General features: G+C 39.7%; 16 protein-coding genes, 18 tRNA genes and 3 rRNA genes. 31 read left to right on the plus strand and 6 right to left on the minus strand.

Annotated features, from left to right (window positions below; translation table 11 throughout):
• Window positions 1–6: 6 nt before the first annotated feature.
• Together NST63_RS04355 and NST63_RS04360 are read right to left on the minus strand one after the other, a co-directional pair.
• Window positions 7–351 carry a DUF6176 family protein gene (locus tag NST63_RS04355; RefSeq protein ID WP_212945541.1) on the minus strand — a complete coding sequence of 115 codons (345 nt, stop codon included), beginning with the start codon at window positions 349–351 and terminating at the stop codon, window positions 7–9.
• A gap of 87 nt (window positions 352–438) precedes the next feature.
• Entirely contained in the window at window positions 439–1,362 is a 924-nt protein-coding gene (locus tag NST63_RS04360) for a DMT family transporter (protein ID WP_341041381.1), read from the minus strand.
• A 192-nt stretch (window positions 1,363–1,554) separates the two neighbouring features.
• Here NST63_RS04360 and NST63_RS04365 point away from each other — a divergent pair, with 192 nt between their 5' ends.
• Window positions 1,555–2,046, plus strand: coding sequence for an Lrp/AsnC family transcriptional regulator (locus NST63_RS04365; RefSeq protein WP_259549008.1), 492 nt, complete (start codon window positions 1,555–1,557; stop codon window positions 2,044–2,046).
• A 93-nt stretch (window positions 2,047–2,139) separates the two neighbouring features.
• Here the strand turns inward: NST63_RS04365 and NST63_RS04370 are convergent, their stop codons facing one another.
• Complete coding sequence (locus tag NST63_RS04370) at window positions 2,140–2,622, minus strand: competence protein ComK (protein WP_341041383.1); 483 nt, start codon at window positions 2,620–2,622, stop codon at window positions 2,140–2,142.
• 307 nt (window positions 2,623–2,929) lie between these two features.
• On the opposite strand from NST63_RS04370, the gene NST63_RS04375 reads away from it, so the two are divergent.
• The gene (locus NST63_RS04375) at window positions 2,930–3,391 is read left to right on the plus strand and encodes a sigma-70 family RNA polymerase sigma factor (RefSeq protein WP_306420389.1); all 462 of its coding nucleotides are present in this window, start codon (window positions 2,930–2,932) and stop codon (window positions 3,389–3,391) included.
• Between the two features lie 126 nt (window positions 3,392–3,517).
• On the opposite strand, the gene NST63_RS04380 is transcribed toward NST63_RS04375, so the two are convergent.
• Window positions 3,518–4,600 (minus strand): GerAB/ArcD/ProY family transporter, encoded by a 1,083-nt coding sequence (locus NST63_RS04380; RefSeq protein WP_212945546.1) that lies wholly within the window; start codon window positions 4,598–4,600, stop codon window positions 3,518–3,520.
• A 254-nt stretch (window positions 4,601–4,854) separates the two neighbouring features.
• Complete coding sequence (locus NST63_RS04385; protein ID WP_058004715.1) at window positions 4,855–5,157, minus strand: heme biosynthesis protein HemY; 303 nt, start codon at window positions 5,155–5,157, stop codon at window positions 4,855–4,857.
• A gap of 574 nt (window positions 5,158–5,731) precedes the next feature.
• Here NST63_RS04385 and NST63_RS04390 point away from each other — a divergent pair.
• The 29 genes from NST63_RS04390 to NST63_RS04530 all read left to right on the plus strand — a co-directional run bounded on the left by NST63_RS04390 (window position 5,732) and on the right by NST63_RS04530 (window position 23,364).
• A 16S ribosomal RNA gene (locus NST63_RS04390) occupies window positions 5,732–7,284 on the plus strand.
• A 432-nt stretch (window positions 7,285–7,716) separates the two neighbouring features.
• Window positions 7,717–10,699, plus strand: a 23S ribosomal RNA gene (locus NST63_RS04395).
• 70 nt (window positions 10,700–10,769) lie between these two features.
• Window positions 10,770–10,886 (plus strand): 5S ribosomal RNA (rrf, locus tag NST63_RS04400).
• The 16S, 23S and 5S rRNA genes sit together here with 18 tRNA genes alongside, the layout of an rRNA operon.
• A gap of 59 nt (window positions 10,887–10,945) precedes the next feature.
• Window positions 10,946–11,020, plus strand: a tRNA-Glu gene (locus NST63_RS04405).
• A gap of 20 nt (window positions 11,021–11,040) precedes the next feature.
• A tRNA-Val gene (locus NST63_RS04410) sits at window positions 11,041–11,116 on the plus strand.
• Between the two features lie 155 nt (window positions 11,117–11,271).
• A tRNA-Thr gene (locus NST63_RS04415) sits at window positions 11,272–11,347 on the plus strand.
• Window positions 11,348–11,520: 173 nt separating this feature from the next.
• Window positions 11,521–11,593 (plus strand) — tRNA-Lys (locus NST63_RS04420).
• A 40-nt stretch (window positions 11,594–11,633) separates the two neighbouring features.
• Window positions 11,634–11,708: transfer RNA gene (locus NST63_RS04425), tRNA-Gly, on the plus strand.
• A gap of 9 nt (window positions 11,709–11,717) precedes the next feature.
• A tRNA-Leu gene (locus tag NST63_RS04430) sits at window positions 11,718–11,803 on the plus strand.
• Between the two features lie 84 nt (window positions 11,804–11,887).
• Window positions 11,888–11,964, plus strand: a tRNA-Arg gene (locus tag NST63_RS04435).
• Between the two features lie 20 nt (window positions 11,965–11,984).
• Window positions 11,985–12,057: transfer RNA gene (locus tag NST63_RS04440), tRNA-Ala, on the plus strand.
• 5 nt (window positions 12,058–12,062) lie between these two features.
• A tRNA-Ser gene (locus tag NST63_RS04445) sits at window positions 12,063–12,155 on the plus strand.
• Window positions 12,156–12,177: 22 nt separating this feature from the next.
• Window positions 12,178–12,254 (plus strand) — tRNA-Asp (locus NST63_RS04450).
• Between the two features lie 69 nt (window positions 12,255–12,323).
• A tRNA-Phe gene (locus tag NST63_RS04455) sits at window positions 12,324–12,399 on the plus strand.
• A gap of 7 nt (window positions 12,400–12,406) precedes the next feature.
• Window positions 12,407–12,482, plus strand: a tRNA-His gene (locus NST63_RS04460).
• A gap of 17 nt (window positions 12,483–12,499) precedes the next feature.
• A tRNA-Gln gene (locus tag NST63_RS04465) sits at window positions 12,500–12,574 on the plus strand.
• Window positions 12,575–12,583: 9 nt separating this feature from the next.
• Window positions 12,584–12,657 (plus strand) — tRNA-Cys (locus tag NST63_RS04470).
• A gap of 11 nt (window positions 12,658–12,668) precedes the next feature.
• A tRNA-Gly gene (locus NST63_RS04475) sits at window positions 12,669–12,742 on the plus strand.
• A 13-nt stretch (window positions 12,743–12,755) separates the two neighbouring features.
• A tRNA-Ile gene (locus tag NST63_RS04480) sits at window positions 12,756–12,829 on the plus strand.
• A gap of 21 nt (window positions 12,830–12,850) precedes the next feature.
• Window positions 12,851–12,925: transfer RNA gene (locus NST63_RS04485), tRNA-Asn, on the plus strand.
• A 6-nt stretch (window positions 12,926–12,931) separates the two neighbouring features.
• A tRNA-Arg gene (locus tag NST63_RS04490) sits at window positions 12,932–13,005 on the plus strand.
• A gap of 270 nt (window positions 13,006–13,275) precedes the next feature.
• Window positions 13,276–14,931 carry an FAD-binding dehydrogenase gene (locus NST63_RS04495; RefSeq protein WP_341041386.1) on the plus strand — a complete coding sequence of 552 codons (1,656 nt, stop codon included), beginning with the start codon at window positions 13,276–13,278 and terminating at the stop codon, window positions 14,929–14,931.
• A gap of 488 nt (window positions 14,932–15,419) precedes the next feature.
• Window positions 15,420–16,394 (plus strand): SIS domain-containing protein, encoded by a 975-nt coding sequence (locus NST63_RS04500; protein ID WP_078109701.1) that lies wholly within the window; start codon window positions 15,420–15,422, stop codon window positions 16,392–16,394.
• 190 nt (window positions 16,395–16,584) lie between these two features.
• The gene (locus NST63_RS04505; RefSeq protein WP_341041389.1) at window positions 16,585–17,862 is read left to right on the plus strand and encodes an ABC transporter substrate-binding protein; all 1,278 of its coding nucleotides are present in this window, start codon (window positions 16,585–16,587) and stop codon (window positions 17,860–17,862) included.
• Window positions 17,863–17,949: 87 nt separating this feature from the next.
• Complete coding sequence (locus tag NST63_RS04510) at window positions 17,950–18,834, plus strand: carbohydrate ABC transporter permease (RefSeq protein WP_071975297.1); 885 nt, start codon at window positions 17,950–17,952, stop codon at window positions 18,832–18,834.
• A gap of 2 nt (window positions 18,835–18,836) precedes the next feature.
• Complete coding sequence (locus NST63_RS04515; protein ID WP_071975295.1) at window positions 18,837–19,691, plus strand: carbohydrate ABC transporter permease; 855 nt, start codon at window positions 18,837–18,839, stop codon at window positions 19,689–19,691.
• A 16-nt stretch (window positions 19,692–19,707) separates the two neighbouring features.
• On the plus strand, window positions 19,708–20,526 hold the full coding sequence (locus NST63_RS04520) for a PfkB family carbohydrate kinase (protein ID WP_212944895.1): 819 nt from the start codon (window positions 19,708–19,710) through the stop codon (window positions 20,524–20,526).
• A 163-nt stretch (window positions 20,527–20,689) separates the two neighbouring features.
• Window positions 20,690–21,448, plus strand: a complete 759-nt coding sequence (locus NST63_RS04525) for a GntR family transcriptional regulator (RefSeq protein ID WP_251344740.1) — start codon at window positions 20,690–20,692, stop codon at window positions 21,446–21,448.
• A 554-nt stretch (window positions 21,449–22,002) separates the two neighbouring features.
• A complete protein-coding gene (locus NST63_RS04530) occupies window positions 22,003–23,364 on the plus strand; it encodes a M28 family peptidase (RefSeq protein ID WP_078110064.1) in 1,362 nt (453 codons plus the stop codon).
• 102 nt (window positions 23,365–23,466) lie between these two features.
• Here the strand turns inward: NST63_RS04530 and NST63_RS04535 are convergent, their stop codons facing one another.
• The gene (locus NST63_RS04535) at window positions 23,467–24,486 is read right to left on the minus strand and encodes a 2,3-butanediol dehydrogenase (protein ID WP_078110065.1); all 1,020 of its coding nucleotides are present in this window, start codon (window positions 24,484–24,486) and stop codon (window positions 23,467–23,469) included.
• Between the last annotated feature and the right edge of the window lies 1 nt (window position 24,487).

Raw genomic sequence — 24,487 nt, forward strand, 5'->3', positions numbered from 1 at the left:
TTTTGTTTATTGCATGCTTGTTCTTACTTTTTCGGGAATCATCACGACTTCGGTTTTTAAATCAATAGGTTTAAACGATTCATCAATGCATTCCTGCCAATATTGTAAATGCTTTTTATCTATCCAATTCTCTGATTCCTCTACTGCTTGCCCGCCTTCACCTTGAATGGAGTACCAATATAAATATTCATCGCCGTTTAGATTTTCCCTGAAAATTGTTTCTACATACATTTTTTCATCTTCTAATGTAATCAGAACATCTTTCATATGTTCATTTAGAAATCTTAACCATTCATTCACCTGTTCTGATTTCCCTTTCTTCACCCTAAATCTTGTTAATTCAACGTTCATATTATCCCACCCTAGCATTTTTCTGTTCATTACTGCAATATACTATTTTATTTTAACAGAAAATTCAAATACCGGTAGAACGGTTACTTAACTATTTTCTTGTAAATGGATTTGGGACAATAGAACCGACCCTCTGTCCCGTTTGGATTTAAAGTAGGTGAATAAATAGCATCCGAGGATGACAATCGCGCTGCCTACTCCTTGCATCCATGTTAGTTTCTCATCTAAAAATAGATAGGCAAGGATTGCAGTGAATATGGGATTGAAATTTAAGAAATTTCCGGACGTGATAGCTCCCAATTTTTTTATACCGATATTCCAAAATAACATGCAAAGTACAGTAGAAACTACACCGGTATATAATATAGAAGAAATAAATGTACCGTTAATAGAAGTTACTGTAAAATCAACTAAATTAAATGGGAGAAGAACAAGAAGTCCAAATACTCCAGAGTAAAAGGTAGACATTAGCGGAGATGTCTTCGATGAAGCCCATTTACTGCAAACTGAGTAAATTCCCCAAATACAAACTGCTAATAACATCCATCCATCCCCTTTATTAAAATGAAGTGAAAGCAGGAAGTGAAGCTTTCCTTTTGAAAGTACAAGGAGTACACCAAAGAAGGAAAGAATCATGGATAATAACTGGATCATGTTCATTCTTTCTCTTAAAAAAATAAATGAAAAAATAGCTATAGATATAGCATTTAAGGTCGAAATGATGCCGACATTGGTAGCGGATGTCTGTTCTAGTGCCCAAAATTGAAAAAGATTAAATAGAACCACTCCTGTTAATCCCATTAGAAAAAGCGGAAGGATGGCATTTTTAGGTGGTAATAGTCTTTTTTCTTTCCACCATACAATTGGTAATAAGCAAATGACAGCGATCAGCCATCTTAAGCTGGTTAACGTCATTGGTGAAGCGTGGCCAACTAAGAATTTTCCTACAACAAAGTTTCCTCCCCATAAGCAACTAGTCAATAATAGGAGAAAAAAATAAAAAATCGGCATTTTCCCACATTCCTTTTTAGATAAATGATTATTAATAATCTTAGCATCAATCTTTTGTTATCAGTATAAAATTTTGTTAAATTGTTTAAATATGAAATATAATTAAATTAATAAAGATTATTATGAAATAATCTTCAAAATAAATGTCTAAAGTATGCTGGTTTTAGAATAATCGTAAGGGAGTGTGTGGGTGTGGAATCAATTGTAAGCAAAATATTAGATAGGGTTGATCTTCAGATATTGGATTTACTGCAAAAAGAGGAGCAAATAAGCAATGCTGAACTAGCGAGGTGTGTGAATCTATCACCGCCTGCAACACATGCGAGGGTAAAAAGGTTAGAAAGTGAAGGATTTATTGATCGTCATGTAGCAATTTTGAATCAGGAAAAGCTTGGTTTTGATCTATTATGTTTTATTTTTATCAGTACGAATATTCATCAGGCTGAAAAGTTGGAATGCCTAGAGAAGGAATTGAAAGAAATGCCTGAGGTACTCGAGTGCTATTGTCTAACAGGAGAGTATGATTATTTATTGAAAGTAGCAAATAAGGATCGAAGGGATTTAGAAAGCTTTATACGCAAACTTAATCTATTAGGAATTACGAAAATACAAACGAGCTTAGCCTTAAGAGAAATAAAATATTCAACAGTCTTACCGATCATTACAGATACTGATGGTAACTAGGTGAAAATAGAGATGCTGTCTATAAGAAGAAACTTTATTAACAGACAGCATCTTTAACCATATGTAAGCTTTAGTTAATATAGATGAATAAAATCATTTAATTCTATATGTGGAACGTTCCCTTACTAAAATAAAAAAGTGAATAAGGCTATTTCGAGCCCGTTCCTGCTGCTTTTTGAAAGTGTTATAGGAGCAATTGATTTCCATTGTTAGGCCGTTTTTAAATAAAATTTGAGGGTGTTTGGCTTTGCGCAGTAATTTTTCAATGTGGTCTGGAAAGATCCATTTACAGTCATAATCTTTAGGAGACTTTGTAGGAATAGCATAAATCATTTCTATAGGGCAAATAACTAACGGTGTTTTTTTATCGTAGGAAAATGCTTTACGTACCGCATTAATTCTTCCGTTATAATCGGTACATCTTAATTCACAAGCTTGGTCAAGTAATTCCTGATTCGTTCGACCAGTGTAGTACATTCCGTTAATATCGTAAATTCTCGAGTTATACTCTGGATGATATACGGCTTCAAGCCCCATGGTTGTTAATGAGATTTGATAGTCTTTTACATATTTCATCCCAAAAATCCTCCTTTTTTTAATCTAAGTCTATCATACTATAATATTCCAAAATAATCCATATTTTTATTAAAATTTTCATAATTTTATAATAAATATAAATTTTTGTCATTTTAAAGGTTTAAATAGTGAATAATGTATGTTTGTTTGGTTGAAACACTGTGTTTTAAATAAAAATATGTCTAAAACGTATTTTTGTGTTCCTAGATATAAAGATTGGTTCTAACTATGATGGAGCCAACCCGGGAATACACGGAAAGGCGCGCTAATCCAGAAAGGTTTCCAAGTGGAAAGGTTTCAGGAACTGATGGAGGAGTATTCACCAATGATCTATCAAATTATACATTCATTGCATATTTATAAAAATCATGATGAATTCTATCAAATTGGCTTGATTGCATTATGGGAAGCAAGTAATCAGTATGATGAAACAAAAGGAGCATTTTTAAGTTATGCCTATGCGACTGTTAAAGGGCGTATTTTAACAGAAATAGCAAAACAAACAAGACGAGAGGAGAGAAATATATATCCCAAGGAAGAATTCTGGGAAATTCAAACTTCTCCATTATCAAGGAAGCCATTGGAGCTTGCTGACCTTCTTTTCTATTGTGAGGGGCTTACACCTAAACAACAAAAGTGGGTGATAGGAACTTTTTATTATGGAAAAAGCATGAGCGAAATTGCTAAAGAAGAAAAGGTTTCCGAATCAGCGGTAAAAAAGTGGAAAAAAGGAGCGATGGATAAAATAAAAATAAATATTGGATGTTAAATGAGTAATGGAAAACTCTTGTGATAAGTATCCTTTAAGTAATGAAGTATTGGAACGTTGATGGTACGAGCCCTATGGTTAAAGCTTATTTGAAAATAACAAATAAAAAAAGTATAGAAGGTGCTATTACCTTTTATACTTTTTTGCTAGCCAAACAAGTATGAGCAGAAATGGAATATACAAATAATTAATCAGAAATCCTGCTTTTCCGAAGACATAATTGAGATGTTCAATCTGATAACGTGTTTTAAAGAATGGGACAACAATTAAAGGGATGAGAGAAAGAATAATCACTCCCTTTCTTTGTGAAAGTTTAAACGTTTGTTTTAGTAATCGGCTTCCACACCAAAGGGCAAGAGCTGTGTTAGGGAGTATAATCAGGCACCAATTAGCGATCCCAATGTATTCAAAGCGTTCAACAACGGGTAAATGGACAATTTTCCAAGTTGATAATGAAGCCCAAATATATTTTAGTAGTTGCGCTTCGTTATAATAGGCGAAAGAAAGAATCGCTGTATATAAAAATAATAGAAGCGATGTCGTTAGTGCGAGAAACGCCCATTTTTTCGATTTATTATGATCTTTAATAAAAGGACTGTAGATTAGAAAGGATTCAAAGCCAATATAGGTGAGTGACATTTGATGACCTGCAAGAATAATTTCCTTTACTGAATGATCGAATAATGGCAAAAAATTGCGGAAATTCGCGTACGGAAGTGTAAAACCAAACAGTATAATTAAATAGGATGGAAGTACGACACTAAAAAACATCATGCCTACTACTGTTCTAAAACCGCCATACACGATATACACACACAGTGACAAATAGATTAAGGTAAAAATAAACACATTTAAATCATCGAAAATCCATACTTGAATGATTTCGGTATACGACCGTAAGATGGTTGTCGTATATAGTATAAAATAGAAAACAAAAAGAAGATTACAAGCACCACCTAACCATTTCCCAAATACAAATTGATGGGTTCCCGCCAGATCTGTTTCTCCAAAAGCTAAAATTTTATAAATGATCCACATAACTATCATGGTCATAATCCCTGCAAAAATAACGGACATCCATGAATCATAACCAGCGATTTTTGCAATGGCTCTTTGAAATCCTAATATCCCAATTCCGAATTGCATGCCATGTATCGTAAAAAACACAAGTGAAGGCGATACTTTACGATTTTCTGGAACAGTCTGCATTTTAAGTCCCCCAATAATAATTGGAAATAACGAGTTAGGTATATGTCCTTTTCCGAATAAACATCAAATATAAAAGACATTATTCCACTCAAATAGCCATTCATTTTTTCCACATAGTGATAATATCTCCAAAAATAATAAAAAAAAACAAAGGGACGGTTCTTTTGCTTCCTTCAATTAATAGGAAACAAGAGAACCGTCCTTTTGTTTATGTTTAAATAGACCCTACTCTAATCCGCCTTGCTTTTCTTATTTTAGTGACCAACATGTCCTTTGGTAGGATTAGTTATTTCGAACCCTTCCTCTGGTACATAGAAAAATTGAATCCAAACTCCGTCGAGAAATTCTTCGTCTCTTTTATCTAACAGAATTTTAATTCCTTTATCTGTTTCAACAATTTCGTCATGTTCAGTTGGATGATCAAATTGTAGTGCATAGTGCGCGTGATTTCCATGATTCTCTGTAATTATCACGCGAATCATTTTTCCTTCAGATTCTTCATCATTTAGCATCTTATTAAGAATCTTTGCTGCGTTGCGATTAATTTTTACTTTCATAAATGAGTACCTCAATTCACTTTTCTTAATGTAGGGATTAAAAGTGTAGCTCCCTTTTATTTGATAACAGTCTACCACAAATATAGGAAAGATAAACGAAAGGAGCTTATCATTGATTTTGAGCACTGTATTAATTGATGGGAAAGGTTTAGTACATATAATAAGCATATGTAGAATTGTTGGGCAACTTTGCTTTTCTTCTTTATAATTCTCTAATATATTTATTTTGACAAAGTTCTATGTAAACTAGGGGATTATATATCTTTTTAAAATTGATATCAGTTATTATGAATAAATATGTTGACTTTTAAATAATAATATCTTAATATAATAAAGTCTTCTTTAAAGACGGTTAGCAAGTCAAATAAAACGATAAAAAAGTGTTGACAAACATTCTGATTTCTAGTAAAATTTATAAATGTCGCTGTTGCGATATTGAAAAAATAATTAAAAAAAGTTATTGACACTTTAAATATGTGATGTTATAATATAAAACGTCGCAAAAATAGTTCTTTGAAAACTAAACAAACAAAAACGTCAATGAATTACTTTTATAAGAGCTATATCAAACATCTTTTTGGAGAGTTTGATCCTGGCTCAGGACGAACGCTGGCGGCGTGCCTAATACATGCAAGTCGAGCGAATCTGATGGGAGCTTGCTCCCTGATGATTAGCGGCGGACGGGTGAGTAACACGTGGGTAACCTGCCTGTAAGACTGGGATAACTCCGGGAAACCGGGGCTAATACCGGATAACTTTTTTCTTCGCATGAGGGAGAATTGAAAGATGGCCTCGGCTATCACTTACAGATGGACCCGCGGCGCATTAGCTAGTTGGTGAGGTAACGGCTCACCAAGGCGACGATGCGTAGCCGACTTGAGAGGGTGATCGGCCACACTGGGACTGAGACACGGCCCAGACTCCTACGGGAGGCAGCAGTAGGGAATCTTCCGCAATGGACGAAAGTCTGACGGAGCAACGCCGCGTGAGTGATGAAGGTTTTCGGATCGTAAAACTCTGTTGTTAGGGAAGAACAAGTATCGTTCGAATAGGGCGGTACCTTGACGGTACCTAACCAGAAAGCCACGGCTAACTACGTGCCAGCAGCCGCGGTAATACGTAGGTGGCAAGCGTTGTCCGGAATTATTGGGCGTAAAGCGCGCGCAGGCGGTTTCTTAAGTCTGATGTGAAATCTTGCGGCTCAACCGCAAGCGGCCATTGGAAACTGGGAGACTTGAGTGCAGAAGAGGAGAGTGGAATTCCACGTGTAGCGGTGAAATGCGTAGAGATGTGGAGGAACACCAGTGGCGAAGGCGACTCTCTGGTCTGTAACTGACGCTGAGGCGCGAAAGCGTGGGGAGCGAACAGGATTAGATACCCTGGTAGTCCACGCCGTAAACGATGAGTGCTAAGTGTTAGAGGGTTTCCGCCCTTTAGTGCTGCAGCTAACGCATTAAGCACTCCGCCTGGGGAGTACGGCCGCAAGGCTGAAACTCAAAGGAATTGACGGGGGCCCGCACAAGCGGTGGAGCATGTGGTTTAATTCGAAGCAACGCGAAGAACCTTACCAGGTCTTGACATCCTCTTGACCTCCCTAGAGATAGGGATTTCCCTTCGGGGACAGGAGTGACAGGTGGTGCATGGTTGTCGTCAGCTCGTGTCGTGAGATGTTGGGTTAAGTCCCGCAACGAGCGCAACCCTTGACCTTAGTTGCCAGCATTCAGTTGGGCACTCTAAGGTGACTGCCGGTGACAAACCGGAGGAAGGTGGGGATGACGTCAAATCATCATGCCCCTTATGACCTGGGCTACACACGTGCTACAATGGATGGTACAAAGGGCTGCAAGACCGCGAGGTTTAGCCAATCCCATAAAACCATTCTCAGTTCGGATTGTAGGCTGCAACTCGCCTACATGAAGCCGGAATCGCTAGTAATCGCGGATCAGCATGCCGCGGTGAATACGTTCCCGGGCCTTGTACACACCGCCCGTCACACCACGAGAGTTTGTAACACCCGAAGTCGGTGAGGTAACCTTTTGGAGCCAGCCGCCGAAGGTGGGACAGATGATTGGGGTGAAGTCGTAACAAGGTAGCCGTATCGGAAGGTGCGGCTGGATCACCTCCTTTCTAAGGAATATGGAAAAGCGGAGGCGACTGTTCAGTCCCTGCAAAAAATGTTCTTCCGACGAAAAGTCGATAGACTTTGAAGGAGGAAGGTTATTTTTCTGCGAGGGACTAGGAGCCGGAGCTAGATATGGAAAACCACTTACGTGGTTAAGACGTTTTCTGTTTGTTTAGTTTTGAGAGAATTATCTCTCACTTGATATTATTTTCATATCATTAAATATTAATTGCTCCTGCAGCAATGCATATTCGAGGATGATTAGGTTCACCTCGGAGCAAGGCAGCACGAAGCGAACGCTCTGATGATTAATCATGATGTGATTGAAATCAGTAGCCTTGTTCTTTGAAAACTAGATATATAAGAAGTAACCAAGTAATAACCGAGAATCGCCACTTTATGGATGAATCCATTAAGTAGTTTTAAATAACCTTTTAGGTTAAGTTAGTAAGGGCGCACGGTGAATGCCTTGGCACTAGGAGCCGATGAAGGACGGGACTAACACCGATATGCTTCGGGGAGCTGTAAGCGAGCTTTGATCCGGAGATTTCCGAATGGGGGAACCCACTGCCCGTAATGGGGTAGTATCCTTACTTGAATACATAGAGTAAGGAAGGCAGACCCGGGGAACTGAAACATCTAAGTACCCGGAGGAAGAGAAAGCAATTGCGATTTCCTGAGTAGCGGCGAGCGAAACGGAAGAAGCCCAAACCAAGAGGCTTGCCTCTTGGGGTTGTAGGACACTCTATACGGAGTTACAAAGGAACGGAGTAAATGAAGAGGTCTGGAAAGGCCCGTCAAAGAAGGTAACAACCCTGTAGTTGAAACTTCGTTCCCTCCAGAGTGGATCCTGAGTACGGCGGGACACGTGAAATCCCGTCGGAAGCAGGGAGGACCATCTCCCAAGGCTAAATACTCCCTAGTGACCGATAGTGAACCAGTACCGTGAGGGAAAGGTGAAAAGCACCCCGGAAGGGGAGTGAAAGAGAACCTGAAACCGTGTGCCTACAAGTAGTTAGAGCCCTGTGCGTATTTTCCTTTGGAAAAACGCCGGGTGATAGCGTGCCTTTTGTAGAATGAACCGGCGAGTTACGATTTCATGCAAGGTTAAGCTGAAGAGGCGGAGCCGCAGCGAAAGCGAGTCTGAATAGGGCGATTAAGTATGAGGTCGTAGACCCGAAACCAGGTGATCTACCCATGTCCAGGGTGAAGGTAAGGTAACACTTACTGGAGGCCCGAACCCACGCACGTTGAAAAGTGCGGGGATGAGGTGTGGGTAGCGGAGAAATTCCAATCGAACTTGGAGATAGCTGGTTCTCTCCGAAATAGCTTTAGGGCTAGCCTTAAGGTAAGAGTCTTGGAGGTAGAGCACTGTTTGGACTAGGGGCCCTCATCGGGTTACCGAATTCAGACAAACTCCGAATGCCAATGACTTATCCTTAGGAGTCAGACTGCGAGTGATAAGATCCGTAGTCAAGAGGGAAACAGCCCAGACCACCAGCTAAGGTCCCAAAGTATACGTTAAGTGGAAAAGGATGTGGAGTTGCTTAGACAACCAGGATGTTGGCTTAGAAGCAGCCACCATTTAAAGAGTGCGTAATAGCTCACTGGTCGAGTGACTCTGCGCCGAAAATGTACCGGGGCTAAACGTATCACCGAAGCTGTGGATGGACACCAATGCATCTTTTCCTTCGGAAAAATGCTGGATGTCCGTGGTAGGAGAGCGTTCTAAGGGCTGCGAAGCTAGACCGTAAGGACTGGTGGAGCGCTTAGAAGTGAGAATGCCGGTATGAGTAGCGAAAGAAGGGTGAGAATCCCTTCCACCGAATGCCTAAGGTTTCCTGAGGAAGGCTCGTCCGCTCAGGGTTAGTCGGGACCTAAGCCGAGGCCGAAAGGCGTAGGCGATGGACAACAGGTTGATATTCCTGTACCACCTCTTCACCGTTTGAACGATGGGGGGACGCAGGAGGATAGGGTAAGCGCACTGCTGGAATAGTGCGTCCAAGCAGTTAGAGGGGTGACGAGGCAAATCCCGTCACCAGATACCTTGAGCTGTGATGGCGAGGGAAATTTAGTACCGAAGTTCCTGATTCCACACTGCCTAGAAAATCCTCTAGTGAGGTGAAAGGTGCCCGTACCGCAAACCGACACAGGTAGGCGAGGAGAGAATCCTAAGGTGAGCGAGAGAACTCTCGTTAAGGAACTCGGCAAAATGACCCCGTAACTTCGGGAGAAGGGGTGCTCTGTTAGGGTGCAAGCCCGAGAGAGCCGCAGTGAATAGGCCCAGGCGACTGTTTAGCAAAAACACAGGTCTCTGCGAAGCCGTAAGGCGAAGTATAGGGGCTGACGCCTGCCCGGTGCTGGAAGGTTAAGAGGAGAGGTTAGTCGCAAGACGAAGCTTTGAATTGAAGCCCCAGTAAACGGCGGCCGTAACTATAACGGTCCTAAGGTAGCGAAATTCCTTGTCAGGTAAGTTCTGACCCGCACGAAAGGCGCAACGATCTGGGCACTGTCTCAACGAGAGACTCGGTGAAATTATAGTACCTGTGAAGATGCAGGTTACCCGCGACAGGACGGAAAGACCCCGTGGAGCTTTACTGCAGCTTGATATTGAATTTTGGTACAGCTTGTACAGGATAGGTAGGAGCCTTTGAAACCGGAGCGCCAGCTTCGGTGGAGGCATCGGTGGGATACTACCCTGGCTGTATTGAAATTCTAACCCGCACCCCTGAATCGGGGTGGGAGACAGTGTCAGGCAGGCAGTTTGACTGGGGCGGTCGCCTCCTAAAAGGTAACGGAGGCGCCCAAAGGTTCCCTCAGAATGGTTGGAAATCATTCGCAGAGTGTAAAGGCACAAGGGAGCTTGACTGCGAGACCTACAAGTCGAGCAGGGACGAAAGTCGGGCTTAGTGATCCGGTGGTTCCGCATGGAAGGGCCATCGCTCAACGGATAAAAGCTACCCCGGGGATAACAGGCTTATCTCCCCCAAGAGTCCACATCGACGGGGAGGTTTGGCACCTCGATGTCGGCTCATCGCATCCTGGGGCTGTAGTCGGTCCCAAGGGTTGGGCTGTTCGCCCATTAAAGCGGTACGCGAGCTGGGTTCAGAACGTCGTGAGACAGTTCGGTCCCTATCCGTCGTGGGCGTAGGAAATTTGAGAGGAGCTGTCCTTAGTACGAGAGGACCGGGATGGACGCACCGCTGGTGTACCAGTTGTCTTGCCAAAGGCATCGCTGGGTAGCTATGTGCGGAAGGGATAAGTGCTGAAAGCATCTAAGCATGAAGCCCCCCTCAAGATGAGATTTCCCTTAGTTTATCTAAATAAGATCCCTGAAAGATGATCAGGTTGATAGGTTCGAGGTGGAAGTGTGGCGACACATGGAGCTGACGAATACTAATAGATCGAAGACTTATCCTAATTTGATTTAAGGTTATTACACTTCTTAATATATCTAGTTTTGAGGGAATAAACCCTTAACAAAATATAGTCTGGTAACTATGGCAAGAAGGTCACACCCGTTCCCATCCCGAACACGGAAGTTAAGCTTCTTAGCGCCGATGGTAGTTGGGGGCTCTCCCCCTGCAAGAGTAGGACGTTGCCAGGCTACGCCCCTAAGGTGGGGCTATTATTTTGCTTCACTATATTAACAAAATATTCCTATGTGGCCCGTTGGTCAAGCGGTTAAGACACCGCCCTTTCACGGCGGTAACACGGGTTCGAATCCCGTACGGGTCACCATTTTATATATTATACATATTGGAGGATTAGCTCAGCTGGGAGAGCACCTGCCTTACAAGCAGGGGGTCGGCGGTTCGATCCCGTCATTCTCCACCATATATAATAACGGCCTAGCTCAATTGGTAGAGCACGACCGAATAAACGACTTTGAAATACATCAGCGTACGGCTTGAGCTGCTGCTTGAATAAGCAAACTGAAAGCTGGACGACCATAGCACCTAAACCTCTGTTAGGGGATAATATTTATAAATGCCGGCCTAGCTCAATTGGTAGAGCAACTGACTTGTAATCAGTAGGTTGGGGGTTCAAGTCCTCTGGCCGGCACCACTCAGGTCATTACGAGCCATTAGCTCAGTTGGTAGAGCACGATCGAGTACGCTACGAAGAGTAACATCAGCGTACCAATCGAGATACAGCTTGAATAATCTTGCTGAGATTGGGACGTCGTAGATGCATTTATATTTGAAGTACATGCTTACACTATTAATTATATTCATTACGAGCCATTAGCTCAGTTGGTAGAGCATCTGACTTTTAATCAGAGGGTCGAAGGTTCGAGTCCTTCATGGCTCATTTATATTCGCAAGGTTTTGAATTAACAAAGGTACTTTTTGCGGAAGTAGTTCAGTGGTAGAACACCACCTTGCCAAGGTGGGGGTCGCGGGTTCGAATCCCGTCTTCCGCTCCAAATACCCTTGCCGGGGTGGCGGAACTGGCAGACGCACAGGACTTAAAATCCTGCGGTAGGTGACTACCGTACCGGTTCGATTCCGGTCCTCGGCACTAGAAATTTTTACGAAGTAAAAGATTTAAGGATTTTTGCAAAGCAAAATATCCTTCCATAAAATATCTTACGATATAATGTATGCGCCCGTAGCTCAATTGGATAGAGCGTTTGACTACGGATCAAAAGGTTAGGGGTTCGACTCCTCTCGGGCGCGCCATTTAAAACCAAACATTATATGGGGCCTTAGCTCAGCTGGGAGAGCGCCTGCTTTGCACGCAGGAGGTCAGCGGTTCGATCCCGCTAGGCTCCACTTTCGGAGGAATACCCAAGTCTGGCTGAAGGGATCGGTCTTGAAAACCGACAGGCGGGTTACACCGCGCGGGGGTTCGAATCCCTCTTCCTCCGCCATTAATATATATTAATAATAAATGGTCCGGTAGTTCAGTTGGTTAGAATGCCTGCCTGTCACGCAGGAGGTCGCGGGTTCGAGTCCCGTCCGGACCGCCATTTATATTAAAATAAAAGTTGATAAAGATGGCGAATATAAAATAATATATAGATAAAGATATAATATATGGCTCGGTAGCTCAGTCGGTAGAGCAATGGACTGAAAATCCATGTGTCGGCGGTTCGATTCCGTCCCGAGCCACCATTTTATGGCGGATGTGGCGAAGTGGTTAACGCATCGGATTGTGGTTCCGACATTCGTGGGTTCGATTCCCATCATCCGCCCCATTTTAATTACTATTTTTTGGGCTATAGCCAAGTGGTAAGGCAACGGACTTTGACTCCGTCACTCGTTGGTTCGAATCCAGCTAGCCCAGCCATCTTTTTAAGGCAGCATAGCCAAGTGGTAAGGCAGAGGTCTGCAAAACCTTTATCACCGGTTCAAATCCGGTTGCTGCCTCCAATAATAAAGATGCGGGTGTAGTTTAGTGGTAAAACTACAGCCTTCCAAGCTGTTGTCGTGAGTTCGATTCTCATCACCCGCTCCAAAAAATACATAAAGGGCCTATAGCTCAGCTGGTTAGAGCGCACGCCTGATAAGCGTGAGGTCGATGGTTCGAGTCCATTTAGGCCCACTATTTTTTATATTTACGTATTCCGCAGTAGCTCAGTGGTAGAGCTATCGGCTGTTAACCGATCGGTCGTAGGTTCGAATCCTACCTGCGGAGCCAATTTATGCGCCTTTAGCTCAGCAGGATAGAGCAACAGCCTTCTAAGCTGTGGGTCAGAGGTTCGAATCCTCTAAGGCGCGTATAGAAAGCTCATTCTTTAAAGAATGAGCTTTTTTTATTTTCTTCAATATGTTATTCCTATTCTCAGTATGAGTAAACAATCAGTTATTTAATGTACTGTTTTTCTTTAATGATGAGGTACTTCTGTATTTCTGTTCTATTTTGGTTGTCTACTTACAATTCTTTACTAGTTCAAATACTTTATAGTAAAAAAATTAACAAAATAAATTTCGGAATATTCAATTATATGATAGATTCAAATAAAGTGGAAATGGAGTGGAGGAGTATCTATGGAATTCGATGTTATTGTCGTTGGGGCTGGACTTTCAGGATTGGTGGCAACTGCAGAGATTGCAGATACGGGAAAAAAGGTCCTGTTACTTGATCAGGAACCAGAAGCATCATTTGGCGGGCAAGCTTGGTGGTCATTTGGAGGTCTATTTCTAGTTGATTCTCCTGAACAGCGAAGGCTAGGTATAAAGGATTCAAAAGAATTAGCATGGCAGGACTGGTTAGGTACGGCAGGCTTTGATCGCGAAAATGATGAGGATTATTGGGCTAGAAGATGGGCTGAAGCTTATGTGGAGTTTGCCTCTGGAGAGAAGCGTCAATGGTTATATGATATGGGTGTCCGTTTCTTTCCTGTTGTAGGCTGGGCAGAACGTGGTGGTTATTTAGCAGAAGGTCATGGAAATTCAGTCCCTCGTTTCCACATTGTATGGGGAACAGGACCAGGGATTGTTGCTCCATTTGAGAAAAGAGTTTTGGAGCATATTAGAAATGGAATGGTTGTGTATAAACCACGTCATCAAGTGGATCATTTAATTCAAGAAAGTGGTGTGATTAATGGTGCAAGCGGGTCTATTTTGGCTCCTAGCTCTGCAGCCCGTGGTGAGGCTAGTAGTAAGGAGGTTATTGGTACTTTTGAATATCGTAGTCAAGCGGTTTTAATTTCAAGTGGTGGGATAGGAGGGAATCATGATCTGGTTCGCAGGAATTGGCCGAGTCGTTTAGGTACTCCACCTAAGAAAATGCTTAGTGGCGTACCTGCACATGTGGATGGAAGGATGCTTGGTATTACTGAAAAGGCAGGAGGAAGATTGGTAAATCGAGATCGTATGTGGCACTATACTGAAGGAATAAAGAATTGGAATTCTGTGTGGAACAATCATGGGATTCGAATCCTTCCGGGTCCATCGTCCATTTGGTTGGATGCACGTGGACAGCGTTTCCCTACTCCAAATTTTCCGGGCTTTGATACATTAGGCACCCTTGAGACGATTCAAAAGACCGGTCATGATTATTCTTGGTTTATTTTAACGCAAAAAATTATCGAAAAGGAATTTGCACTTTCAGGCTCTGAGCAAAACCCCGATCTAACTGGAAAAAGTATTCGAAAAGTACTGAAAAGGGCATTACCGGGTGCTCCTGAACCCGTACAAGCTTTTATGGATAAAGGTGAAGATTTCATTATTGCTAATCGACTTGACGATTTAGTCAACGGAATGAATAAGTTGACCGGTGAAAACTTGCTGATACTAGAAGACATTGAGAGACAAATCATTGCACGTGACCGTGAAATAGAGAATACTTTCACGAAAGATCTTCAGATTACGGCGATCCGTGGTGCTAGGAATTATATTGGTGATAAATTAATTCGTGTAGCTCCACCACATAAACTGCTTGATCCAAAAAATGGACCACTTATAGCTGTCCGCTTACGAATTGTCAGCCGTAAAACCTTGGGAGGTTTACAGACAGACTTATCAGGTCGCGTGCTTAATTTAGAAGGGGATGCCATCCAAGGGCTATATGCAGCAGGAGAAGCCTCCGGTTTTGGCGGAGGTGGTGTTCATGGGTATCGTTCATTGGAAGGGACGTTCCTGGGAGGCTGTCTTTTTTCAGGAAGAATAGCTGGGAGAGCTATAGCGATGGATATTGACTAGATTCTTTATTAATGGATTATTGATTATGAGAAAGTTTCGCGGTGACACATAAATGAATTTGATTCATTCCTTAATTTTTTATAGATTTGGATAGTTTAAAGGAGATAAGAGCTCAGAAAAAGCTATTTAAGACTGCACTGAGAAATATAGTAAAATAGGAAATAATGAGTAAGTAGCTGGATATTAAAATATGATTTTTAAAAGGGTTGTCTCATAAAAGAGGCAGCCCTTTTGCTGTAAAGAATCTACTATTTGCTAGATAGAGTATTTATAAGAGATAGAAAGTTCATTAGCAGGGGATCCAGAAATAGACTGAAAATTATTTTTTATTGGTAGAAAGATTTGTTATTTAACAATAGATAACACAAAAAATAGATTTTTAATAATATGATTTAATTTTCAAAAACATTTGACAATTAATAAGGATGTGTTTATTATTTTTTATAAGACATCATATGACGTCTTAAAAATAACGGGGAGGTATCATCATGAAAACTGAACATGTAAACCAAATTGCGTCTGCAGTCAATGCAGTTAAAGCAACAGATGTAAAGAACTTTTATTTTGTAGCTTGTGGAGGATCTATGGCAGCACTTGCAACAGGAGATTATTTCTTAAGTAGGGAGATTTCCGTTCCTAGTAAGGTTTACACGTCAAATGAATTTGTTCATATGAATCCGCGTGGTCTTGGAAAAGGAAGTGTGGTTATTCTTCGTTCTCATTCAGGAACAACACCGGAAACTGTTGCTGCAGCAAAATTTGCAAGGGAAAAGGGAGCCGTAACCATAGCTATTTCAATGGATGTAGAATCTCCTCTGTGTAAGGAAGCAGAGTATATTGTCCATTACAATTATAAAGATGGCTCTGATGTAATTGATGGTGAAACAGGTGTCTATTACAGTCTGATATTTGGAATTCTTAACGCGCTAACACCAAATGAAAAATATGAAAGATTATTAAGTCAATTGAAGAATCTTGAAAATCTTTTTGAAACGAATAAAAAACTAACATATGATAGAGCATTCAAATTCGGTAGTGAATATAAACGGGAGAAGCTCATCTATACGATTGGGAGCGGCGCTTATTATCACCAGGCCTATTCTTTTACTAGCTGTCTCTTAATGGAAATGCTTTGGATTCATTCGAATGCGATCCACTCAGGTGAATATTTCCATGGACCATTTGAGGCAACTGACTTTGATGTTCCGTTTTTGATTATTAAAGGAGAAGGACCAACTCGACCTTTAGATGAAAGAGCTATAACATTCGCGCAAAAATTTAGTGATAAGGTGGAAGTTGTTGATATTACCGAATTAGACTATGCGGGTATAGATGAAGATCTTAAAGAGTATTTTGGTCCAGCAATTGCCGGGGCAGTTTTAAGACAGTATGCAGATGGTTTAGCTGAACATACAGGACATCCATTGTCTGTAAGACGTTACATGTGGAAAATGGAATATTGATGTTTGTTTACTATCAACAATAGGTTGGCATGACTGATTCTAAAAAATTTTTTAGGAAGCAAAGGTTTTTCATGTGGATATAGTTCAGTTGTAAGTTTATCTAATCTACGATGTATCACTATCTAAATTGAACGCTCCATTAATTTCTTGATTAATATCAGAATAGTTAGAATAATAAGGAGTGAGATAGGTGAAAAAATTATTTGCTATAGTCACAATTATTCTTTTATTGACTTTAACAGCATGTTCCTCCTCTACTAGCAAAAAGGAAAATAGTTCATCAAAAGGTGATGTAGTGGAAATCAATTTTTTTCATAGATGGCCAAATGAGCCACGAAAATCTTTCTATGATCAAAAAGTCAAAGAATATATGAAAGCGCACCCAAATGTAAAAATTAAAGTAGATTCAGTATTAAATGATTCCTATAAAGAGAAAATAAGAGTACTTGTTTCTAATGATGATCTTCCGGATATATTCACATCTTGGTCAGATTCATTTGCTTTAAATCTCGTATCATCCGATCGAATTATGCCACTAAATGATATTTTAAGTGAGGACCAAGAATGGTCTGGGAAATTCATTGAGTCTCAATTTGCTGGTTTTACATTTGATGATGTAAAGTATGGTGTGCCATTTACTGTTGATGGAAAGGCTTTCTTCTATAATAAAGAAATTTTCAAAAAGCATAATATTCAAGTTCCAAAAACCTATAACGAATTTATCGATGTGCTTGATAAATTAAAGGCTGAGGGCTATGAAACACCATTAGTAGAAGGATTAACAAATGGATGGGCCATTTCTCATTACATGGGGACAATCTTTCAAAGGGTTCTGGATCCTGAAGTAATGGCAAAAGATTATAATGAAAAAACTGGTGAGTTTACCGACCCAGGCTATATAAAAGGATTGGAAATCTTTAAAGAGTTAACAAAATATATGGGAGATGTATCAACAGCCATTGACCATGAGGCAGCAAGAAATATGTTTGCCAGTGGCGAAGCTCCGATCGTTTATATGCAATTCGCTGAAATTAAAATGGTAGAGGATCAAAGTAAATTGGATTTTGGATTCTTCGACTTTCCTGCGGTTGAGGGTGGAAAAGGGGATCCAGGAGCACTTACGGGGGCGCCAGAAGGATGGATGCTAAGTAAGAACGCTCCAAAAGAAGCAATCGATTTCTTGAAGTTCTTAACTTCTGAAGAAACAGCACGTGAATTTACCAAAACAGATGGACAATTGAATGCAATAAACGGTGCTATAGACGAGGAAAATACATCGCCAATTAGAATGGAAGCTTTTGAGATTGTTTCAAATGCTACTACTACCACTCCATGGTTTGATAATGCCGTTAATATCAAGATTGCAGATATTTTTATGAGAGGCGGCCAGTCATTAGCAAATGGTCAGATGACTCCTAAAGAAATTATGAAAGAAGTTCAAGCTGAAGCAAAGCGGTTGAAAAAATAGTTGTTAATCCCCTCCCTAAGATTCAGAAATTTTTTTTCCTGAGTCTTAGGGAATTTATAAAATCAGATTAATTTAGGAGGGGAGTAAATGTATAAAAGGAAGTTTAATATGATTCCTGTGCTGTTTTTGCTACCAAGTGTTATTTTTTTGCTTATATTTGTATACTTTCCATTAATACAGAATTTTTATAATAGCTTCTTTGACTTTTCTGTTTTCTCAAAAACGAAATCTTTTGTTGGCTTGGATCATTTTAAGGAGCTATTAACGGACAAGGTAGTAAGTGTTTCATTGTTAAATAACATCAAGTATATAATTATTTCAGTTATTTTACAGGTAGGCTTCGCTTTAGTATTGGCTTATATTCTAGAAGATAAGGTGTTTAGTAGATTTGCACCATTCTTTAGAGTTGTTTATTTCATCCCAGTGATGATTTCAATCTCAGTCATCGCTCTATTATTTGGTTTTGTTTATAATCCACAGATGGGAATTTTAAATAGTTTTCTAGAATTAATTGGTTTGGATAGCTTAGCTGAAGTATGGTTAGGTAATTCGACTACAGCCATTTATGCAGTCATTGCCATGTCACAATGGCAAAGTATTGGATTTATAACGATGTTATTTATCGTCTCGATCCAGAAGATTCCTAAGGATATGTATGAGGCTGCTGAAATTGATGGGGCAGGGAAGATTAGGAAATTTTTTAGTATTACAGTACCTCAAGTAAGAGAAGCTATTTTTGTTAATACATTGATTACAATAACAGGATCAATGCTCGTTTTCAATGAACCTTATATTCTAACAAATGGTGGTCCAGGATTCAGTTCTATGACGATGTCTGTTCATATGTATCAGACAGGATTTGTGAAAGATAATATGGGCTATGCATCTACATTGGCGATTATTATTTTTATTCTGACAGCGGTGCTCGCACTGGTTCAAATAAGAATATCCCGCACTGGAAAGGGTGATTAAAATTGGTGAAGCTCGAAAAATCATCTAGTAAAATTCGAAAATTTGGCCCTGGGGAATTTTTCGCCATGCTGATGTTGATCGCTTTTGCAATCACCATTCTTTATCCACTGATTTGGATGGTTATTTCTTCAATGAAAAGCTATGATGAGATATATAATGATGTATGGGGATTTCCAAGTACTTGGATTGTTGAAAACTACTCAATTGCTTGGTCAAAGGGAATCTCAAGTTATTTTATGAATAGTCTCATTGTCACTGGAACAACGATTATTGTTGTCTTGATTATTGGCTCCATGGCTGCATTTGCATTGGCAAGATATCGTACTAGACTCATTGACCTTGCACTTATTTTCATCATTGGCGGTATGATGATGAATCCACAGGTTGCATTAATCCCTTTATTTAACATCCTAAGTTCACTTGAATTAATTAATACAAGATGGGCATTAATACTCCCCTACATCGCGTATAGATTGCCACTTACTATCCTGTTGATTCGCGGTTACTTTTTAAGCATTCCCAAGGAGCTTGAAGAATCGGCTATTATTGATGGATGCTCCGAATTTGGTATATATAGGAGAATCTATCTACCAATGTCTCTACCAATCTTACTTACAACAGTAGTATTAACGGCTTTCTATGCATGGAATGAATTTTTATTTGCAACAATCTTTATTGATTCTGAAGCGTTGAAAACGATTCCTTCTGGATTAATGAACTTTAGAGATGCTTTACGGACAGATTGGGGTGTTCTCCTAGCTGGTATGGTCATTGCTTCGATCCCTATGGTTATACTTCTCATTTTTCTACAAAAATATTTGGTAAGAGGGTTATCTGAAGGATCTGTAAAAGGTTAAAAGAAAGGAAGATACGATGAAAATAATCACAATTGGAGATAATGTTGTAGATTGTTATTTAGATCAAGGAAAATACTACCCGGGAGGAAATTGTGTTAATGTTGCAGTAAACTGTAAGCGATCCGGTGCAGAGGAAGTAAGCTATATTGGGGTTTTTGCTACTGACGATAAAGCAGCACATTTAAAGAGCGTTCTGGAGCTAGAAGGTATCCCTTATCATCGGTCAAGGGTCGTTGAGGGAATAAGCGGTCAGCCACGTGTTAATCTAACTGAAGATGGTGATCGAGTATTTGTAGGTGGTCCTAAGGATACAGTCCAACATATCGTGAAGTTAAAACTAATCCCTGAGGACTATGAATATATTAAAGGGTTTGATGTTTGTCACACTAGTTGTTACTCATCTATAGAAGAAGAACTCCCAAGCCTATCAAACTATATTAAGGTGTCCTTTGATTTTTCAGATATTCATGATCGAGCTTATCTTGAAAGAGTATGTCCTTATATAACACACGGATTTTTCTCAGGGGCACATTTAACTGATGATCAATTAGAAAAGTTAGTGGATGAGTTAGGAAAGTATAATCTGGAGACTATTGGAATTACTCGTGGCTCTAAGCCTGCCCTTTTTATTTATCAAGGTAATAGATACTATCAACAAGTATATCAAACAGAAATCGTTGATACGATGGGTGCTGGAGATAGTTTTATTGGTGGTTTTATGACAGCCTATTACAATCATCATAATATTTCTGATGCACTGGATTTTGCCGCTAAAAGTGCCAGCAAAACATGTGGATTTTATGGTGGGTTTGGATACCCGATGGATTTAGAATAGATTGGTCATTTATAGCCTATGCTCTATATGGTGTAGAGGCTATTTTTTTTTGATATAGAGAGTATAATTGTATCTTTTGAACTATATTCCTTTACTTGAAATGTTAAAATATTTCCTATTTTAAGGTATAGTAATAGTAAGAAAATTTGTGAAGAGGTAACTTATGACTAAGGAAAAATCCGTTAAAGTAGATAGTCCTGTTTTTTTATATGATCAAGTAAAAATGGGTATTATGGAAATGATTCAAAAGGAAGAGCTGGTTGCCGGTCAGAAACTTCCTAGTGAAAAGGAATTAATTGAAACCTTTAATACAAGTAGAATTACAATTAGAAGAGCGCTAAAGGAACTGGAAAATGAAGGGATCATTGAAATTATTCATGGTAAAGGTACGTTTGTTAAAAGCTTCAAACAAAAAATTCATATTTTAAATTTACAAGGTTTTACCGATGGGTTATCAACGAGCGAAAGTAGTTTTACAAAAGAGGTATTAGTCAATCAGATTGAAATAGCTGACGAGCAGTTAATGGAATTATTTGAACGTGAGGAACCTTTTGAAGTTGTAAGGTTAGTTAGATTGATTAAAGATGGAAACCGTGCTTTTAGTATTGACTACGCTTACTTACCTTGTGATGTTTATCCTGGTATTTCTGAAAAAATTAAGGATAATGTCTCCACATTTAAAATTATTCACAATGATTACGGAATAATGTTTGGGAAGGCGAGGAAGGAAATGGAGGTTATTAATCCTTCACAAGAAATTAGCAAGTTCCTTGAGATTCCTAGAGTAGAACCCGTTATTCAAATCAAGAAATTAATTAAGGATAAGAAGGAAAAACCTGTGCATTACTCAGTGTACTATCTTTTGACAAATAAGGTGAACTTTTATATAGATGTTGATATTAATGATGAAATGCCTTTTTAAAACGTGTTCACTTTTGTATCGAAAAAAATGAACTTACACCTAAAGTTTTTTGAGACTGTTGGGGCAAGTCTTGCTGCCATTCATAGGATTGTTACATAATCTCTGTTGCCCCGTTTCCTCTTTTTGTTTTCTCCTACCCCATACCTTTGCCTCCAAAAAGCTTTCTACATTTTGACTAGCACATATACTCAGCTTGCTCTTTTCTAATCTGCCTATATGAATTTGCATTATGGAATTGTAGAAGAACTGCCAGTCCTTTCTTACTGTTTATTCTCGAAAAATGCTGAATGATGAATATTTAATCGAATCTAGTAAAAGAAGATGAAAAGGTAGGGAAATAGACTATTATTCTTATAGTCTAATAAATATTAAAGAAAAATTTATTATTTTTTTCCTAGTTCATATGGAAGTGAATAACGATAAATAACGTGTTCCAATAAAAAAAAATAGCTAGTTATGTTGGATTTTAAAAGGATTTGTATAATTATTTTAATTTACAAAATATTTCGATATACGGATAATAAAACTAACTTTTTTGAAAGGGGAGGAACGAATTGAAAAGAAAATCAGTTGCATTCATTTTGGCAACGGGGCTAGTTTTATCTGGTGGTGCAGTTCATGCACAAACAACTGCTGCTAACCCAACTATTCAATATGAAGTGAAATTAGAGAATAAGCTATTAAAAAAAATAAGTGCAGATAATATGTACAATACCATTGCCCTTTTATCAAAGGAACCGAGAGAGGCAGGAACAGAAGGGGAGCTAAAGGCAGTCAAGTACATAGAAGGTCAATTCAAAAAACTTGGCTATCAAACAGAGATACAGCCGTTTCCAATCTATGATTACAATACCAAACATGTTTTTGTAAGCGTCGGGGATGCAAAAGTAAGTGAGAAGCCACATGCTTTTAGTGGTAGTGCGAGCGGAAAGGTGACAGCCACTCTAGTAAATGTGGGAAAAGCGAGTCCTGAAGAAATCGGGGATGTGAAAGGAAAGATTGCGTTAATTGAAAGAGGGGATTTATCTTTCGTAGAAAAGGTTAAAAATGTCTTGGATAAAGGTGCAGTCGGCGTCATTATGTACAATAGTGCTGCAGAGGGAAATAGTTTTGGACAAGTAGGTGAGGGGCAAACGATTCCTGCTGTGGCAATTACGAGAGAGGAGGGGCTGAAACTAGCCGAGCAATTAAAAGGAAAAGAGCTTTCAGCTACTATCGATGTAGATATCGAAAAAATTGAAAAGACCTCATATAATGTTATCGCAACGAAGAAAGCGAACTCAAAGAAAAATACTGGACAGATTTTAACGGTCGGTGCTCATCACGATTCTGTTCGTGGGGGACCGGGAGCAAATGATGATGCTTCTGGTGTATCAGCAGTCCTTGAATTAGCGAGAGTATTTGCAAAGGAAAAAACGGATACGGAGATTCGATTCCTTACTTTCGGTTCGGAAGAGCGGGGCCTTGTTGGTTCATCTTATTATGCAGCTTCCTTGCCGAAATCCGATGTAGATAAAATGGTTGCCCATTTCCAAATGGATATGATTGGTGCTCGTGATGCAGGAAAGGACAAGCCTTTTGGTGGATTAATCATGTATACAATCGATGGGAAGAAGAATCTAGTTACCGATTTAGGAGCGAACGCGAGTAAAAATCTTTTTAATGAAGTTCTCCCATATGGGCAGCTAGGTCGCAGTGATCATCAGCCATTCCATGAATTGGGAATCCCATCAGCATTATTTATTCATTCACCTGTTGAACCTTCCTATCACAAACCAACAGATACATTGGATAAAATTGATAAGAAGAAATTGCTTCAAGTAGCTAAAATTATTGGTACTTCTGTTTACCATATTGCTAGTCCGGACACTCCAGCCATTCTCAAATATCCTTTTGAGGATCGTCCAGTTGATTAAGCTATTTAGCCAACAAGGCTTTGAATAATAAAAAAATGGGGGCTGCCTAATAAAGTATGACAGCCCCCATTTTTTGTAAAAAACTATTCACAGTTTAATGGTCTATAAATTCATGTTTACAAGTATTTTACATTGACTACGATCATTCGTCAGTAATTCAAAGCCCTTTTCAACAATATCATCTAATGCAATTTCACTTGTAATTACGGCATTGCCATCAATCATTCCACGAGAAAGTAATCGGATAACTTCAGGGAATAAACGGATATAAGCATAGGAGCCACTAATTTTGGCTTCAGTTCGAACAATGGTGTTAGGATCGAAGCTAACAGGCTTTTCCCATACGCTTACCACTTTAAATTCACCGCCAGGACGAACTGAGTTCACACCACTTGTAAAGGTAGCTTGAACACCGGCAGCATCATAGGCTACATTAACCCCTCCGTTTGTCATTTCTTTAATGAACGCAACGGCATCTTGTTCAATTGGATTAATGGCATAGGTAGCCCCTAATTCTAATGCTTTTTCACGTCGTTCATCGGAAACTTCAACAACAAAAATATCACTAGCTCCTGCGGCTTTAACTGCTTGTATTAATAATAATCCAATTGGGCCAGCCCCAAATATAGCAGCTGTATCACCAAGTTTTAATTGGCTTTGACGTACTGCGTGAACAGCAACGGCCGTTGGTTCAACTAGTGCACCAAGTTGTAGACTCATATTATCAGGTAATAGAAACACATTTTCTTGTTTAACAACGGCGTATTGAGCAAATCCACCTGAAACGGTATATCCATATCCTTGGCGCTGAGTACATAAGTTTACAAAACCTCTCTGGCAATTATCGCATTTCCCACACGGCATTAGTGGTTCTACAGCCACCCTGTCACCTACTTTAATCGTTGACACACCGTCTGCTACCTCGATAACCGTACCCGCAAATTCATGACCTAAAACAGGTTGTGTTCTCATTGGGTAAGTACCAGCTATATACTCGTGCATATCACTTCCGCAAATCCCTGCATATTCTACTTTTACTTTAACCATTCCTTTTTCAAGTGATGGAAGTTCTGCTTCTTCGATACGAATATCCTTTGGTCCATAAATTTTTGCTGCTTTCACT

This window comes from Heyndrickxia sp. FSL W8-0496 (assembly GCF_038007825.1).
GTDB classification, from domain to species: domain Bacteria; phylum Bacillota; class Bacilli; order Bacillales; family Bacillaceae_C; genus Heyndrickxia; species Heyndrickxia oleronia.

Bases quoted from the DNA above. Each gene is read 5' to 3' on its own strand.
- NST63_RS04500 (WP_078109701.1), top strand. From the start codon at position 15,420: ATGAAAACTGAACATGTAAACCAAATTGCGTCTGCAGTCAATGCAGTT.
- NST63_RS04370 (WP_341041383.1), bottom strand. From the start codon at position 2,622: ATGAAATATGTAAAAGACTATCAAATCTCATTAACAACCATGGGGCTT.
- NST63_RS04380 (WP_212945546.1), bottom strand. From the start codon at position 4,600: ATGCAGACTGTTCCAGAAAATCGTAAAGTATCGCCTTCACTTGTGTTT.
- NST63_RS04375 (WP_306420389.1), top strand. From the start codon at position 2,930: ATGGAGGAGTATTCACCAATGATCTATCAAATTATACATTCATTGCAT.
- NST63_RS04360 (WP_341041381.1), bottom strand. From the start codon at position 1,362: ATGCCGATTTTTTATTTTTTTCTCCTATTATTGACTAGTTGCTTATGG.
- NST63_RS04510 (WP_071975297.1), top strand. From the start codon at position 17,950: ATGTATAAAAGGAAGTTTAATATGATTCCTGTGCTGTTTTTGCTACCA.
- NST63_RS04495 (WP_341041386.1), top strand. From the start codon at position 13,276: ATGGAATTCGATGTTATTGTCGTTGGGGCTGGACTTTCAGGATTGGTG.
- NST63_RS04355 (WP_212945541.1), bottom strand. From the start codon at position 351: ATGAACGTTGAATTAACAAGATTTAGGGTGAAGAAAGGGAAATCAGAA.
- NST63_RS04385 (WP_058004715.1), bottom strand. From the start codon at position 5,157: ATGAAAGTAAAAATTAATCGCAACGCAGCAAAGATTCTTAATAAGATG.
- NST63_RS04520 (WP_212944895.1), top strand. From the start codon at position 19,708: ATGAAAATAATCACAATTGGAGATAATGTTGTAGATTGTTATTTAGAT.
- NST63_RS04525 (WP_251344740.1), top strand. From the start codon at position 20,690: ATGACTAAGGAAAAATCCGTTAAAGTAGATAGTCCTGTTTTTTTATAT.